We start from the raw sequence: 15,893 nt of genomic DNA on the forward strand, positions 1-15,893 counted from the left end.
ACCCGACCTCCACGACACCCCCGCCGGCTGCCGACCGGGTGGCGTGCACGGTCGCGGCCCGGACCGCCCGGGTGCGACCGTGTCAGTCGCGTGAGGCAGGCTGTGTGCGTGCAGGACGAGACGAGCGCAGCCACCGCGGCACCGGCCGCACCCACGACCGCACCCCTGCCGCTGCCGCTGAAAGCCGCCGACACGACGCCCGAGCGGCCGTGGCCCGTGCGGCACCTCGCACCCAAGGTCGCCGACTACGTCGCCCGCATGCCGCCGGTCTGGGTCGAGGGCCAGGTGCTCAACGTGCGGCGGTGGAACTCCCTGCTGTTCCTCACGCTGCGCGACACGGACCTCGACATGTCGCTGTCGGTGACCCTGCCCGCCGTGGCGGCCATGAGCCTGGGCGACCGGTTCGCCGACGGGGCGCACGTCGTCGTCCACGCCCGCCCGCAGTACCAGGTGAAGAAGGGCTCGCTGGGGTTCGCCGCGGACCGCGTGCGGCTCGTCGGACTGGGCGAGCTGCTGGCGCGCATCGAGCACCTGAAGGGCGTCCTGGCGGCCGAGGGCCTGTTCGACGAGTCCCGCAAGCGCCCGCTGCCCTTCCTGCCGTCGGTCGTCGGCGTCGTCTGCGCGCAGCAGGGCGACGCCGAGCACGACGTCGTCTCGAACGCCCGTGGGCGCTGGCCCGCCGTGCAGTTCGAGATCCGCCGTGTCACCGTGCAGGGCCCCAGCGCCGTGCCGGAGGTGAGCGCCGCCATCGCCGAGCTCGACGCGGACCCGCGCGTCGAGGTGATCGTCGTCGCGCGCGGTGGCGGGTCGTTCGAGGACCTGCTGCCGTTCAGCAACGAGACGCTCGTGCGCGCGGCGGCGGCGTGCCGGACGCCGCTGGTCAGCGCGATCGGCCACCACATGGACTCCCCGCTGCTCGACCTCGTCGCGGACCTGCGCGCGTCGACGCCCACGGACGCCGCCAAGCGGGTCGTGCCGGACGTCACCGAGGAGCGTGCGCGGATCGTGCAGGCCCGCACGCGGACGCGCGCGGCGGTCGCGCAGCGGATCGCCCGCGAGGAGTCGACGCTCGGGCACCTGCGCACGCGTCCCGTCATGGCACGGCCCGAGACGCTCGTCGACCCGCACGAGGACGCACTGCACCGCCAGACGGCGCGCGGCCGCACGCTGCTCGACGCGGCGCTGGCGCAGGCGTCCACCGCGACCGCGCGGCTCGCGGGTCAGGTGCGCGCGCTCTCCCCCGCGGCGACGCTGGAGCGCGGCTACGCGGTCGTGCAGCGCGCGGACGGCGCGGTCGTCCGCAGCCCTGACGACGTCTCCCCGGGTGACCACCTGCGGGTGCGCGTCGCCGCGGGCGAGCTCTCGGCCGACGTCACGCCCTGACCGGTCCGGCCCTGCACCCCGCCCCCTCCGGACACCCGCGCCGGGCCTGCTCCAGGCCCTGTGCCGCCGCATTTCCGGCCCTCGCGACGGCGCGACGCGCGCGCGTGCGACGGTGCGACGGCGGCCGGCCGGCTGGTTGACTGTGCACGTGACACGACGTGAGACGCCCGCACCTGAAGCCTCAGGGAGCTCGCCGACGAGCTCTCTGCCCGACCCCGCGACGCTCGGCTACGAGCAGGCGCGCGACGAGCTGGTGTCCATCGTGGCGCGGCTCGAGTCCGGCGCCGGGACCCTCGAGGAGTCGCTGGCGCTGTGGGAGCGGGGCGAGGCGCTCGCGGCGCGGTGCCAGCAGTGGCTCGACGGGGCACGTGCCCGACTGACCGCCGCCCGGGGTCGCCCCGAGGACGGCAGCACGCCCGCAGACGGCGCCGTCGCCGAGGGTGACGTCGCGGCGGACGCCGGCGAGAGGGATGGGCTGTGAGCCGCGGCACGGACGGCCGCGCCCTGGTCGTCGGGGAGGCGCTCGTCGACGTCGTGGCGCGTCCGGACGGCTCGCGCGACGAGCACCCCGGTGGCAGCCCCGCCAACGTCGCGCTCACGCTCGGCCGCCTCGGCCGGCGCGCGGACCTGCTGACGTGGCTCGCCCATGACGCGGAGGGCGACCTGGTGCGCCGGCACCTGGAGGCGTCCGGGGTCCGGGTGATGCGCGGGGACCGCACTCCCCCGACGACGCCCGTCGCGACGGCCCACCTCGACACCGACGGTGTCGCGACCTACGAGTTCGACCTGCAGTGGGATCTCCCCTCGACGTGGGACGAGGACGACGACGACGCGCTCGTCGTGCACACCGGGTCCATCGCCGCCGTGCTGCGGCCCGGCGCCTCGAAGGTCGCCGAGCTGCTCGAGCGCCGTCTGGCCACCTCGACCGTCACCTACGACCCCAACCTGCGCCCCGCCCTCATGGGCGACCCGGCCGACGTCCTGCCCGTCGTCGAGGGGCTCGTGCGCCTCGCCGACGTCGTGAAGGTGAGCGACGAGGACCTGGCGTGGCTGCAGCCGGGTGTCGCACCGGCCGAGATCGCGGAGACGTGGAGCCGGTCCGGTCCGGCGATCGTCGTGGTGACGCACGGCGGCGAGGGCGCGTTCGCGGTCACGTCGGCGGGCGCGCGCCTGTCGGTCGCTGCCCCGCGCGTGACGGTGGCCGACACGGTCGGTGCCGGCGACTCCTTCATGGGCGGGCTGATCGACGGCCTGTGGACGGCCGGTCTGCTCGGTGCGGCACGGCGCGCCGCGCTGCACGACGCGGACGCGACGACCGTCCAGGACGTGCTGGAACGCTGCGCCCGGATCGCCGCGATCACGGTGTCCCGAGCGGGCGCGAACCCGCCGCGGCGCGACGAGCTCGACAGCGCGCCGGTCACCAGCGACACGAAGGGGGCCGGCGTATGACCGCCGCCACGACTGCTCCGACGACACCCGCAGCCGCCTGGGCGGAGCTGTGCGCCGGCAACCTGCGGTTCGTCGAGGACCGCATGGTGCACCCGTCGCAGGGCATCGACCGGCGTGCCGAGCTCAGCGCGCAGCAGCACCCGTTCGCCGTCGTGTTCGGGTGCTCCGACAGCCGCGTCGCGGCCGAGATCATCTTCGACCAGGGCCTGGGTGACCTGTTCGTCGTCCGCACCGCCGGCCACGTGCTGGACACGACCGTCATCGGGTCGATCGAGTACGGGGTCACGGTGCTCGGTGCACCGCTCGTCGTGGTCCTCGCGCACGACTCCTGCGGTGCGGTCGCGGCCACCGTCGACGCCATGACGAACGGCAACGTGCCCCCGGGGTTCGTGCAGGCCGTGGTCGACCGCGTGATCCCGTCGATCGTGGGGCTGACCGCCTCGGGCCGCCCGCTCGACTCGTTCGACGCCGCGACGCTCGGCCACGAGCACGTGCTGCACACCGCACGGCAGCTGCACGGCTACTCGGTGTCGCTCGCGGACGAGATCGCCGCCGGGCGCTGCGCGATCGTGGCGCTCGAGTACACCCTCGCCGACGGCCGCGCCCGCCTCGCCCGCGTGATCGGCGACATCGGCGCAGGCATGGGCGTCGTCCCACCCTCGACTGACTGACCGTCCACCCTTCGGGACACCACTCGACCGACCTCGCAGTTCGGCGGCGATCGGACCTCCAGAAGCCGCCGAACGTCGAGTTCGGCGGCTGGGGTGGGTGTTGGGGTGTTGGGGTGGGTTGGGGTTAGGCGGCTGGGGTGGGGGTGGTCTCGGTGCGCTCGGGGGTGCGGTCTACGCGCTTGCGCGCCCGCTCGGTCGCGCGCCGACGCTCCTCGACGCTGTCCTCGTCGGCCTTCTTCGCCGCGTCCGCGTCGTAGGTGAGGTTGTCGCCCGTCTCGGGGTCGAAGATCATCAGCCGCGCCGGGTCGAACCACAGCTCGGCGGCGTCACCGTCACGCACGTGCGACTCGGCGCCGAGCGCCGCGATGAACTGCGTGCGCATGCCTTCGCCGTCGAGGTCCCGGTCGAGCTCGGTCAGCGTCTCAGCGACCTCGCCGCGTGTCTCGAACGGGATGTACGCGTAGAGCTCGGGGCCGAGCCACTCGACCACGTCGACGTCCGCCTCGAACGTCACGCCCTTGGCACGCGTGTCGTCGTCGAGGGTGTCGGAGTCCTCGATGTGCTCGGGCCGCAGGCCGACGATGACGAGGTCGCGGCTCCCGATCCGCGTGCGCAGGTCGTCCGTCAGCGGGACCTCCGCGAGCGGGAGGCGCAGCACGTCGCCGTCGACCTCCCCGGGCAGGAAGTTCATGGGCGGCGAGCCGATGAAGCCGGCGACGAACAGGTTGACGGGCTGGTCGTACAGCGCCCGCGGGCTGGCGGCCTGCTGCAGCACACCCTTCTTGAGGACGGCGACACGGTCGCCCAGCGTCATCGCCTCAGTCTGGTCGTGCGTCACGTAGATCGTCGTGGTGCCGAGCCGGCGCTGCATGCGGGCGATCTCGGTGCGCATCTGGCCGCGGAGCTTGGCGTCGAGGTTCGACAGCGGCTCGTCGAACAGGAACGCGCGCGCTTCGCGGACGATGGCGCGCCCCATGGCGACGCGCTGGCGCTGGCCGCCGGACAGGTTCGCGGGCTTGCGGTCGAGGTGCTCGCGCAGCTCGAGCGTGTCGGCGGCCTTCTCGACACGTGTGCGGACCTCGTCCTCGGAGAACTTGCCCTTGTCCAGGCGCAGCGGGAACGCGATGTTCTCGAACACGGTGAGGTGCGGGTACAGCGCGTAGTTCTGGAACACCATCGCGAGCTTGCGGTCACGCGGCGCCTTGTCGTTGACCACGTCGCCGTCGATCACGATCTCGCCGTCGCTGATGTCCTCCAGCCCGACGACCATCCGCAGCAGCGTGGACTTCCCGCAGCCGGACGGCCCGACGAGGATGACGAACTCGCCGTCGTCGATGTCGAGGCTCACGTCGTTCACGGCCGGGTACCCGTCGCCGTACTTCTTCACGACGTTCTTCAGCGTGATCGATGCCATGACGGTCCTCCTTCGGACGTCGGACGGGTCAGCCCTTGACGGCGCCCTGGGTGAGTCCGGCGACGATCTGACGCTGGAACAGCAGCACCAGCACGACGACGGGGATGGTGACGATGACGGCGGCGGCCGAGATGGCCCCCGTGGGCTCCTCGAACTGCGAGGCACCGGTGAAGAACGCGAGCGCAGCCGGCACGGGCCGGGCGCGCTCGGTGGACGTCAGCGAGATCCCGTAGACGAAGTCGTTCCACGCGAGGAAGAACGCGATGATCGCGGTGGTCGCCACACCCGGGCCTGCGAGCGGCACGATGACCTTGCGGAACGCCTGGGCGGTCGTCGCGCCGTCGACCTGTGCGGCCTGCTCCATCTCCCAGGGGATCTCCCGGAAGAACGCGGTCAGGGTCCAGATCGACAGCGGCAGCGTGATCGACAGGTACGGGATGATCAGGCCGGGCCACGTGTCGAACAACCCGATCGCACGCCAGATGTTGAACAGCGGCGTGACGATCGAGATGACGGGGAACATCGACACCCCGAGCGCGAGGCCGAGCACCAGCGCCTTGCCGGGGAAGTCGAGGCGGGCGACCGCGTACGCGCACAGCGCCGCCAGCACGACCGCGATCCCGGTGGCGATGAGGCAGATGCCCACAGAGTTGCGCAGCGCCGGCAGGAACAGCTCGGACGCGTCACCGGTGAGGATGAGCTGGTAGTTCTGCCACGACACCGCCGTGGGCAGGAACGACCCGTCGTCGAGGTCGGCCGGCGCCTTGAGCGACAGCGACACGATCCACGCCACCGGGAACAGGCAGTACAGGACGATCAGGATCCCGCCGACCCACCACCACGCCTTCGTCCGCCCGCTCATCGTCCCGCCCTCGTCGACGCCGCCAGGTTGACCTTGAAGCCTTTGACGAACACCAGCGCGATGAGCGCGACGCAGATGGTCAGCAGCACGGACACCGCCGAGCCGATGCCGATCTCCAGGCGCTGGATGGTCTGCCGGTAGGCCAGGAACGACACCGACTCGGTGCCCGCCGCGCCGTTCGTCATGATGAAGATGTTGTCGAAGATGCGGAACGCGTCGAGGGCCCGGAACAGCAGCGCGACCATGATCGCGGCCTTCATGTTCGGGATCGTCACGCGACGCATCCGCTGCCACCAGGTGGCGCCGTCGACCTTCGCCGCCTCCTGCAGCTCGCCCGGGACCTGCGCGAGCCCCGACAGCAGCAGCAGCGAGATGAACGGCGTCGTCTTCCAGATCTCCGAGATGCAGATGACCGTGATCGCGGTGCCGAACGACGCGAACCAGTCCAGGTCGTCGGGCACGAACGGCAGCCAGCTGTTCATGAACCCGCTGGTCAGGTCGAACATGAACCGGAACGCGAACGCCGAGACGACCGTGATGATCGCGTACGGGATGAGGATCGCCGTGCGCAGCGTGGGACGCATGGTGCTCAGCGCGTTGTTCATCACCAGCGCCAGGGCGAACCCGAGGACGAGCTCGACCACCACGGTGACGACCGTGATGAGCACGGTCACCCACAGCGCCTGCCACCAGATCGAGTCGGACAGGATCAGCGCGTAGTTCTCCAGGCCGACGAACCGCCGGGCGTCGGGGTTGGTGAGCTTGTAGCTGTACAGCGAGTCCCACACGGCCTGCAGGATCGGGTAGCCCACGACGGCGACGAGGACGAGGATCGCGGGCGCGCACAGCAGCAGCCCGAGCCGGGCCTCCTGGCGCGCCCGGTCCGACCGGCGCGGCTTGCGGGGCCGGTCGGTGGCCGCGTCAGCCGCGGCGGGGACGGTGGTGGTCGCGGCGCTCACAGCAGTGCCCTCCCCTGCAGGACGTCGGTGATGAGCGTGTCGCCGGAGGCCGGGGTGGAGTCCGGGGAGACGCTGCGGGGCGAGTGCCACGTGCGCTGCACGCTCGTCGACACCTCGTTGTAGAACGGCGTCTGCGGCCGTGGTGCGGCATTCTGCAGCGACTCGCGGATGAGGTCGGCCATCGGGAAGGCCTCCTGCACCTCGGGGTCGTCGAACGCCACGAGCGACCCGGGCGGGTTGCCGTCCGACAGGTAGTACGCCGCCTGCTTCTCGGGCTGGACGATGCACTGCGCGGCCTCGAACGCCAGGTCGGGGTTCTCGCTGAACGCGCTGACGCCGAGCGTGACGCCCCCGATCGGCGGGCGGGACTGCTCACCCTCGACCGCCTGCGGGTACTGCGCCCAGCCGTAGTCGTCGACGACCGACTGGTCGAGGCTGCCGGACTCGACGCCCGCGTTGGCGCGCTGCCAGACGAACGGCCAGTTGACCATGAAGCCCGCGGAGTCGCCCTCGAACATCGAGGCGTTGATGTCCTCGTCGGCGTTGGAGAGCTGCGGCCCCCCGACACCCGAGGCGGCGAGGTCCGACATGATCTGCGCAGCGGTGCGGCCGGCGTCGCTGTCGAGGCTCGGCGTGACGGCCTGCGGGTCCTCCTCGTCGGGGTTCTCGAGGATGTGCCCGCCGGCGGACTCGACCAGCGCGTTGACCCACACGGTGAGCGACTCGGCGCGCGTGCCCTGGACCGCGACCGTGACGTCCTGCTGCTCGGCCGCGTCGATGATCTGGTCCCACGTGACCGGCTGCGACATGTCCAGGCCTGCGGCCTCGGCCACGGACTTGCGGTACCAGAGCAGCTGCGTGTTGGCCCAGAACGGCACGACGACGAGCTCGTCGCCGTACGTGGCCGCCGCGACGGCCCCCTCGGCCACGTCCTGCGTGACGGTCTGCGCCACGTCGTCCGGGATCTCGGCCAGGAAGCCCGCGTTGGAGAACTCCGGGACGAACGGCGGGTCGATGCTCATGAGGTCGATCGACGTGTCGTTGGCCGCGAGCCGCCGGACCAGCTGCTCGCGCTGGCCCGGAGCGTCGCGCGGCAGGAGTGCGACGTCGAGGCGGTACGCGCCGTCGGACTCCTCGCTGCACTCGGCCGCGATGCGTGCCTGCCCGCCGGAGTCGGGGTTGATGTACCACGTGAGCGTGGGCGGCCCGGCCTCGGCCGACGCGCAGGCGGCCAACGGGGCCACCAACGCCAGGGCGAGGAGGGCTGTGCGTCGTTGCACCGGGGTACCTGACCTCTCGCGTCGTCGGAAGGGTCTTTCGGTGCTTCACATATGACTACGACCTGCAGCGTTCCGCCACCGGAAGCCTGCGCGCCCCGACGCGACGGCGGTGGAAGGATGGGCGCATGACTGACACGAACGGTCCCGACGTCGCGGCCGAGGCCCAGCCCGCGTACCGCATCGAGCACGACACGATGGGCGAGGTGCGCGTCCCCGCCCACGCGCTGTACCGCGCGCAGACCCAGCGCGCGGTCGAGAACTTCCCGATCTCGGGCAGCACGCTCGAGCGCGGCCACATCGAGGCGCTCGCCCGCGTGAAGAAGGCGGCCGCGCGCGCGAACGCCGAGCTGGGCGTGCTGCCGCAGGACGTGGCCGACGCGATCGCCTCGGCCGCGGACGAGGTCGCCTCGGGCGTCCACGACGCCCACTTCCCGGTCGACGTGTACCAGACGGGCTCGGGCACCAGCTCGAACATGAACACCAACGAGGTCCTGGCGACGCTGGCGACCCGCCTGCTGGGGCGCGCCGTGCACCCGAACGACCACGTCAACGCGTCGCAGTCGTCGAACGACGTCTTCCCGACGTCGGTGCACGTGGCCGCCACCGCCGGCGTCGTCCGCGACCTCGTCCCGGCGCTCGAGCACCTCGCGGGCGCGCTCGAGGAGAAGGCGACCGCGTGGGCGCAGGTCGTGAAGTCCGGTCGCACCCACCTCATGGACGCGACCCCGGTGACCCTCGGCCAGGAGTTCGGTGGGTACGCCGCCGCGATGCGCTACGGCGTCGAGCGCCTGCAGGCGGCGCTGCCGCGCGCCGCCGAGGTGCCCCTGGGCGGCACGGCCGTCGGCACGGGCATCAACACCCCCGCCGGGTTCCCGCAGCGGGTCATCGCGCTGCTCGTCGAGGACACGGGGCTGCCGCTGACCGAGGCGCGCGACCACTTCGAGGCGCAGTCGTCGCGCGACGGCCTCGTCGAGCTGTCGGGCGCGCTGCGCACGATCGCCGTGAGCCTGACGAAGATCTGCAACGACCTGCGCTGGATGGGGTCCGGCCCCAACACGGGGCTCGGCGAGATCGCACTGCCCGACCTGCAGCCCGGCTCGTCGATCATGCCCGGCAAGGTCAACCCGGTCGTCCCGGAGGCCGTGCTCATGGTCTGCTCGCGCGTCGTGGGCAACGACGCGACGGTCGCGTGGGCCGGTGCGTCGGGCTCGTTCGAGCTCAACGTGCAGATCCCCGTCATCGCGTCGGCCGTGCTCGAGTCGATCCGCCTGCTGGCCAACGCGTCGCGCGTGCTGGCCGACCGCACCGTCGCAGGCACGACGCCCAACGTCGAGCGCGCCCGCGCGCTCGCCGAGTCCTCGCCGTCGATCGTCACGCCGCTCAACCGGACGATCGGCTACGAGAACGCCGCGAAGATCGCCAAGCACGCCGTCCGGGCGGGAGTCACCATCCGCCAGGCGACGATCGACCTCGGCTTCGTCGAGCGGGGCGAGCTGACGATCGAGCAGCTCGACACGGCGCTCGACGTGCTCGCGATGACGCGGCCGCCGCAGGCGTGAGCGCCCGGGGTGCCCGGGTCGCGCCGTCGACCGGGGCACCCCGGACGGATCCACCCCGCTGCGGACCCAACCTCCGGTGTCACCCGAACGGGTTCTCCCGCAGCCCTCACGTGCGGATTCGTCGCCCCTAGCATCGCCGTCAGTCGTCCGGGCACGGACGCGACACGGGAGGTGCACGCATGGGCTGGCGCTCGCAGGTGCTCCTCGGGCGCCTGCGTGACCAGACCGCCGTCCTCGCGACCGCCGCCGTCGTGGCGTTCGCCGCCACCACGCTGCTGGGCACCTTCGCGTTCCTCGTCGACGTGACCGGCCAGGACGCGGTCGACGCCGCACTGTCCCGCGCCCCGGCCGCCGACCTGGACCTCGAGGCCGTCGTGGACGTCGGCGACCGTGACGTGCGGGCCACGCTCGAGGCCGCGGAGGACACGCTGCGCTCGACCCTGGGCGACATCCCGTACGACCGCGGCGTCTGGCTGACCGGCCACCTGTGGCGCGTCGCACCGGCCGACGGCACCGGGGCCCAGCGCCCCCTCGCCTACCCCCTGAGCACGCCGCAGGTGCCGGAGCACGCGAACCTCCTGTCCGGTGGGTGGCCCGTTGCGCCCCGCGACGACGCCGGCCGCCTCCAGGTCAACGTGCCGGCCGTCGCCGCGGAGCGCTACGGCTGGCGGGTGGGTTCCGAGGTGCCGGTCAGCACCATCGGCAACGCGCGGACCGACAGCTGGATGGTCGTCGGGACGCACGAGCTCACGGGGCCCGCGGTGACGTGGTCACGGGACCTGCTCGACGGGGCGGGGCACGCGCGCGACTTCCCCGTGCCGGGGTCGCGCGGCTACAGCACCACCGACGCGTGGGGACCCGTGGTCGTCGCCGCGGACGCGCTGCTCGAACCCGGTGCCGCGCAGCGGATCCACCTCGTCGCCACACCCGACCTGTCCGCCGCGCCGCGCGGCGAGCTCGCTCAGGCGCGGGACCGGCTCGCCGCGGCACAACCGCTGCTGTCGGCCGCGCTGCAGCCGGTGCGGGCGGTCGGGACCGTGCAGACCCGGCTCGGCGACACGGTGGACGGCGCCGTCCGGCAGCTCGCCGTCACGCGCGTGAGCGTGACCGTCGCCGGGCTCCTGCTGGCCGTCCTGGCGACGACCGTGATGCTGCTGGCCGCACGTGCGGTCGCGGAGCGTCGGCGCGGTGACGGCGCGCTGCTGGTCGCGCGCGGAGCGACCCCTGCGCAGCTGCGCTCGCCGGCAGTGGTCGAGGCGTGCGTCCTCGCCGCGGCCGTCACGGCGACGGCACCGTGGGCGGCGCGGGTCGCGTTCACGCAGCTGCTCGAGAGCTCCGCCCTGGGCGCGGCGGGGGTGCGCGTCCCGCCGGGAGTGCCCGTCCCGGTGTGGCTCGCGTGCGGCGCCGCTGCGCTGGTGCTGGCCGTCGTGCTGGTGGTGCCGGCGTGGCACACGCGCGGCTCGTCGAGCGCCTCCCCGCACACCCGCCTCGTCGCGGCGGGCACCGACGTGGGCCTGGTCGTGCTCGGGGCCGTCACGCTGCAGCAGCTGCTCGCGCACGGCGGACCGCTGACGCACGGCCCGTCGGCGGCACGCCTGGACCCCGTGCTCGTCGCCGGACCCGCCGTCGTCACGCTCGCGGTCGCGGTCCTCTCGCTGCGCCTGGTGGGTCCCGTGGCGCGCGGGGTCGACGCGCTCGCGAGCCGGAGCACGTCCCTGCTCGCACCGCTCACCGCCTGGCAGGTGTCCCGCCGGACCGTCACCGCGACCGCCACGACCCTCGTCGTGGTCCTCGCGGTGGCGACGGCCACCTTCGCGCAGGCGTTCGCCGCGACGTGGCGCGTCTCGCAGCTCGAGCAGGTCGACCTCGCCGTCGGCACCGACATCCGGTTCGCGGCCTCGCGCACCGAGCCGCTGACGGTCTCGGCGGACGTGCGCACCGCCCTCGCGCAGGCACCGGACGGCACCCGGCCGCAGGCCGTCACCGACAGGGGTGGCACGGTCGGGGGCTCCAGGTCGAGCGCGATCCCGACGTACGGGCTGGACACGCACCTGACCGGCGTCGACACCCGGCACCCCGAGGCGCTGCGCGGGCGCGTCGACCCGTCCTGGGCCACGCTGCTGGACGGGCTGGCCGGCGAGCGGTCGGACGCGGCGGCGTCCGGTGCCACAGGCGTCCCGCTCCCGGGCGACCCGCAGTGGCTCACGGCCCGGGTGGTGCCCCTGGCGGGCCCGGACCTGGAGGGCACGGCCCTCGTGATGCTGGCGGTCGAGGACGACGCCGGCGTGCAGGCGTGGCTCACCGCGTCGGTCACGGACCTGACGGACCCCTCGACGGTGGCCGTGGAGGTCCCCCGGGCGCACGGGCCGCTGCGCGTCGTCGCGCTGCGGGCGGTCCTCGCCTCCGGCCCCGCACCCCCGCGCGCCGCGAACGTGGCGAACGCCCCACCCCCGCTCGGTGACCTCGGGGTGGCGGTGGGCGACGTGCGGGTCGTGGACCGCACGGCGCGCCTGACCACGCTGGGCGCCGCCCTGGACGCGCGTGACCGCGGCGTGCGCGTGGACCTGCGGGACACGAGCTGGCGGGCCGGCGCGGGCACCGGTGCGACGGGCTCCGGGCTCAGGACGGACCGTGACGGCCTCGACGCCGCGGCAGCGGTCCCGCCCGACGCGCTGGTGCTGCGCGGCACGTTCGACCTGGAGGTCGCCGCCCGGGACGGCGCGCTCCTGGCGGCGCACAGCTGGCCGTCGGTCGGCCCGGTACCCGTCGTCATGACGCGCGACCTCGCCGAGCGCGGCGAGATCACGGTCGGGGCCGAGTTCCGGCTGGGGACGGGCGACGGGGTCGTGCGCGCCCGGGCGACCGCGCTCGTGCCGTACGTGCCCGGGACCCCGCGGGGGCCCGCCGTGCTCGCCGACCGGACGGCACTCGCGCGGGCCACGGTCGAGGCCGGCGGCACCGACCCGCTCGTCGACGCCTGGTGGCTGACGGCGCCCGACGTCACCGCGGCCCGCACGGCGGCACAGCTCGCCGACGCGCTCGGCGCGAGCCCCACGGTGCGCGTCACGGCAGGGGACGAGGCGGTGACCGGCGCCCTGAGCAGCAGCGTGCCGGCCTCGCTCGGGCTGGTCACGGTGGCCACGGCGCTGCTCGCACTGGTCGGGCTCGGTGCGAGCGCCGCCGCGTCGGTCCGCTCACGCCGCCTGGAGCTGGCCCGCCTGCAGGCGCTCGGAGCGGCGCGGCCCACGCTCGTGACCGGCCTCGTGGGTGAGCACGCGCTGCTCGTCGCGCTCGGGTCGAGCACGGGCCTCGTGATCGGGTACCTGCTGACGCGCGTGGTCGCCCCGCTCCTGACGGTCTCCCCCGACGGCGCGGCGCCGGTGCCGCAGCCGGTCCCGGCGTGGCACGCGGGTCCCGTGCTGCTCCTCACCGCCGGCCTGGCGCTGGGGGCGTGCGCGGTCGTCGGCGCGCTCGCCGCGCTGCTGGTGCGGCGGGCGTCGGGTGCCCTGCTGCGGATGGGGGACGACCGGTGAGCGCCCGCACCCGCCTGCGCGCGGCCACGGCCGGCGCCTGGCTCGTCACCCGGCGGCGCGCCGTCCAGGACGTCGGCCTGCTCGCGGGATCGGCGGTGCTGCTCCTGTGCGCGCTCGTGCTGACGCTCGCCGTGCCACGCCTGGTCGAGCGCGCGGCCGACGCCGCCCTGCGGGAGACGATCACCGTGGCGGGCTTCGACGCCGACCTCGTGGCGGCCGTCGCCCCCGAGCAGTTGCAGGGCGAGGACCTCGCCGACGTCGGCCACGACGCCGCCGCGTGGCTGGCTTCGGCGTTCGGGGACCGCATCCACGACCCGGTCGTGACGCTGCGCACCGGGCACCTGACGGTCCCGACCCCTGCGGGGGACGTCGCCGCGACCCTCGTCCACGTCGCCGTCCCGGGTCAGGACGCCGCACCGGTGCGGTGGGTCGCCGGCACGGAGCCCACCGCGGTCGCCCCGGCGGCGCAGGGTGTGTTCGACCCGGTCGACGGCCGGCAGACGCGGACCGTCCAGGTCGGGCTGAGCGCGGTCGCGGCCGAGGACCTGGGACTGGCGCTCGACGACGGACTGGTCGTGCTCCGCCGGGAACAGGCCGGGCAGCGCCTCGACCTCGTGGTGACGGGGCTGTACGAACCGGCGGACCCGGCGGCGTCGCTGTGGCTCGACTCGCCGGGCCTGCTCGCGGTGCGCGCGGCACCTCCGGGCGCCAGGACGACGATGCAGGTGTCGGCGTACGTCCCTGCGGGGTCCGTCGGTGACCTGGTGACGGCGGTGGGGCGCCGGGACGTGTCCGTGGCCGCGCGTGCCGCCGTCCGCACCGACGGCATGACGGTGGCCGACGCGCACACCCTCGTCGAGGCGGTCGAGTCGCTCTCGGCCCGGTCGGGCGGGGTGACGACCCGCCTCCCCGGCGTCGTCGCGGCGTTCGACGCACGGATGTCCGCCGCGCGCGCCCAGGCGTCCCTGGTGCTCGCCGGTGTGGCCACGGCCGCCGCGCTGTGCCTCGTGCTCAGCGCGTCGCTCCTCGCCGGCCGGCGGCGCGACCTCGTGGCCGCCGAGCGGGCCCGGGGCGCGTCCCTCGTCTCCGTCGCCCTGCGGTCGCTGCTCGAGACCGTGCCGGTCGTGGTCCTCGTCGGTGTGCTGGCGGCCGCTGCCGTCGAGTGGTGGCTGCCCGAGCAGGAGGCGTCGGTGACGCTCGCCCTCGCCGTCGCGGGCGTCGCCGCCGGTGCCCCCGCCGTCCTCGCGACGCTCCAGGCCGCGACCGCGTGGAACGGGCGGCGCGTCCCGGCCGACCGTGAGGAGCGCGCAGCGGAGCGGGCCCGCGGCCACGCCCGCCGTCGCGTCGCCGAGGCGGTCGTGGTCGTCCTGGCCGTCGCCGCCGTGGTCTCGGTGCGCGGGCGCGGCGTCGTGCCGCTGGCGTCGGGCGGGATCGACCCGCTGCTGGCGGCGGCACCGGCGCTCGTCGCCGGTGCGGCCGCGCTCGTCGTGGTGCGGCTCTCCCCCACGGTCGTCCGGGTGGCCGGCCGGTGGGCCGTCCGGTCCCGTGGGCTGTCGGCACCGCTCGCGGCGGCGCGCGCGCACGCCGCCGCGACGGCCGTCGTCCCGCTGCTGGCCACGACCGTGGCGGTGGCGCTCCTCGTGCTGTCCGGGACGCTCGTGCAGACCGTGCGGACGGGGCAGCAGCTCGCAGCGGACGAGCTCGTCGGCGCCCCCGTCCGCATCGACGGGCCGATGGGGACACCGGCGGGCCAGACGCTGCTGGAGACCCTGGGCGACGAGCCCGGTGTCACCGCCGTGGCCGCGGGCGCCCAGCTGAGCCGGCGGACGTTCGGCGAGCGCACCGGGCTCACGGCCACGCTGCTGGTCGTCGACGCGGCCGAGCTCGCCACGGTGCGCCGCGAGCTCGGCCTGCGCGAGGTCCCGGGCCTGGCCACGCTCGGGGAGCCCGGGCAGGGCGGGGCCGTCCCCGCGCTCGCCAGCCCCGCGCTGCTCGAGGTGGCCGCGCTGACGGGCACCGAGATCGCCATGACGGGCGTCACCGGCACGATCCGCCTGGACCTGCGCGGGGCGACGGACCTGCCACCGGACCGGGGCGCGCCGCCGCTGGACGCACGTGCCTCCCTGCCGGTCCGCTCGGCCGACGACGGGATCGTCGTCGTCGACCGCGACCGGCTGGCCGCCGAGCCCGAGCAGGAGGTCCGCGTCGACCGGGCGTGGGTCGCCGGTCCGGGGGCGGTCGAGGCGGTCGCCACCGCCGCCGTCGGTCCGGTCGCGACCTCCGGGCTGACCGTCACCACCCGCGACGGCTGGTTCCAGGCGTGGTCGCACTCCCCCGTCCCGGCCGCCATGACGTCCCTGCTGCTCGCCGCCGCCGGCGTCCTCGCCGTCCTCGCGGTGCTCGCGGTCGTCCTGGTGGTCGTCGCGACGTCCCGCGAGCGCGGCCGCACGGTGTCCGCGCTGCGCACGCTCGGCATGGACCTGCGGACCGCGCGCCGGGCGACGCTCGGGGAGCTCGCCCCCCTCGTCGTCGGCGGTCTCGTCGGCGGGTGCGCGATCGGGCTCGGCCTGCCTGCCCTGATCGGGGGGTCGCTCGGCCTGCGCCGTCTGACGGGCGAGCCGCAGGGGACCACGGTGGACCTGACGTGGTGGCCCGTGGTGGCAGCGGTCGCCGTGCTGGTGCTGGCCGTGCTCGTGGCCGTCGTGGTGGAGCAGGGGGCGCGACGCCGCGACAGCCTGGGGCAGGTCCTGCGGGTCGGCGGTCCGTGACGGGTCGCTCGCGCG

General features: G+C 74.7%; 11 protein-coding genes. 7 read left to right on the forward strand and 4 right to left on the reverse strand.

Translation table 11 applies throughout. The features are described 5' to 3' along the window. The first annotated feature begins 108 nt into the window (after positions 1-108). The 4 genes from xseA (at position 109) to IR158_RS14275 (ending at position 3,503) form a co-directional block, all read left to right on the forward strand. Positions 109-1,383 (forward strand): exodeoxyribonuclease VII large subunit, encoded by a 1,275-nt coding sequence (gene xseA / locus IR158_RS14260; RefSeq protein ID WP_291814085.1) that lies wholly within the window; start codon positions 109-111, stop codon positions 1,381-1,383. 205 nt (positions 1,384-1,588) lie between these two features. Then, the gene (locus tag IR158_RS14265) at positions 1,589-1,864 is read left to right on the forward strand and encodes an exodeoxyribonuclease VII small subunit (protein WP_291814542.1); all 276 of its coding nucleotides are present in this window, start codon (positions 1,589-1,591) and stop codon (positions 1,862-1,864) included. Next, positions 1,861-2,832: a carbohydrate kinase gene (locus IR158_RS14270; RefSeq protein WP_291814086.1), complete on the forward strand. Its 972-nt coding sequence runs from the start codon at positions 1,861-1,863 to the stop codon at positions 2,830-2,832. The genes IR158_RS14265 and IR158_RS14270 overlap by 4 nt, the downstream gene beginning before the upstream one ends. Next, on the forward strand, positions 2,829-3,503 hold the full coding sequence (locus IR158_RS14275) for a carbonic anhydrase (protein ID WP_291814087.1): 675 nt from the start codon (positions 2,829-2,831) through the stop codon (positions 3,501-3,503). Before IR158_RS14270 ends, IR158_RS14275 begins: the two co-directional genes overlap by 4 nt. Positions 3,504-3,627: 124 nt before the next feature. Here IR158_RS14275 and ugpC read toward each other — a convergent pair whose 3' ends face one another. From ugpC to IR158_RS14295, 4 genes are read right to left on the reverse strand one after another with little or no spacing between them, the layout of a single operon-like run. Then, complete coding sequence (ugpC, locus tag IR158_RS14280; RefSeq protein ID WP_291814088.1) at positions 3,628-4,917, reverse strand: sn-glycerol-3-phosphate ABC transporter ATP-binding protein UgpC; 1,290 nt, start codon at positions 4,915-4,917, stop codon at positions 3,628-3,630. Between the two features lie 28 nt (positions 4,918-4,945). Further along, positions 4,946-5,779, reverse strand: coding sequence for a carbohydrate ABC transporter permease (locus IR158_RS14285; protein WP_227578377.1), 834 nt, complete (start codon positions 5,777-5,779; stop codon positions 4,946-4,948). Then, complete coding sequence (locus tag IR158_RS14290; RefSeq protein ID WP_291814089.1) at positions 5,776-6,738, reverse strand: carbohydrate ABC transporter permease; 963 nt, start codon at positions 6,736-6,738, stop codon at positions 5,776-5,778. The genes IR158_RS14285 and IR158_RS14290 overlap by 4 nt, the downstream gene beginning before the upstream one ends. Next, positions 6,735-8,018, reverse strand: coding sequence for an extracellular solute-binding protein (locus IR158_RS14295; RefSeq protein ID WP_291814090.1), 1,284 nt, complete (start codon positions 8,016-8,018; stop codon positions 6,735-6,737). Before IR158_RS14295 ends, IR158_RS14290 begins: the two co-directional genes overlap by 4 nt. Before the next feature lie 125 nt (positions 8,019-8,143). On the opposite strand from IR158_RS14295, the gene IR158_RS14300 reads away from it, so the two are divergent. The 3 genes from IR158_RS14300 to IR158_RS14310 all read left to right on the forward strand — a co-directional run bounded on the left by IR158_RS14300 (position 8,144) and on the right by IR158_RS14310 (position 15,878). Next, positions 8,144-9,577: an aspartate ammonia-lyase gene (locus tag IR158_RS14300; protein ID WP_291814091.1), complete on the forward strand. Its 1,434-nt coding sequence runs from the start codon at positions 8,144-8,146 to the stop codon at positions 9,575-9,577. Positions 9,578-9,756: 179 nt separating this feature from the next. Further along, on the forward strand, positions 9,757-13,110 hold the full coding sequence (locus IR158_RS14305; protein WP_291814092.1) for an FtsX-like permease family protein: 3,354 nt from the start codon (positions 9,757-9,759) through the stop codon (positions 13,108-13,110). Beyond that, positions 13,107-15,878: an FtsX-like permease family protein gene (locus IR158_RS14310; RefSeq protein WP_291814093.1), complete on the forward strand. Its 2,772-nt coding sequence runs from the start codon at positions 13,107-13,109 to the stop codon at positions 15,876-15,878. The genes IR158_RS14305 and IR158_RS14310 overlap by 4 nt, the downstream gene beginning before the upstream one ends. Positions 15,879-15,893 lie beyond the last annotated feature (15 nt).

The organism is Cellulomonas sp., assembly GCF_015234515.1.
In the GTDB taxonomy this organism is placed as follows: Bacteria; Actinomycetota; Actinomycetes; order Actinomycetales; family Cellulomonadaceae; genus Cellulomonas.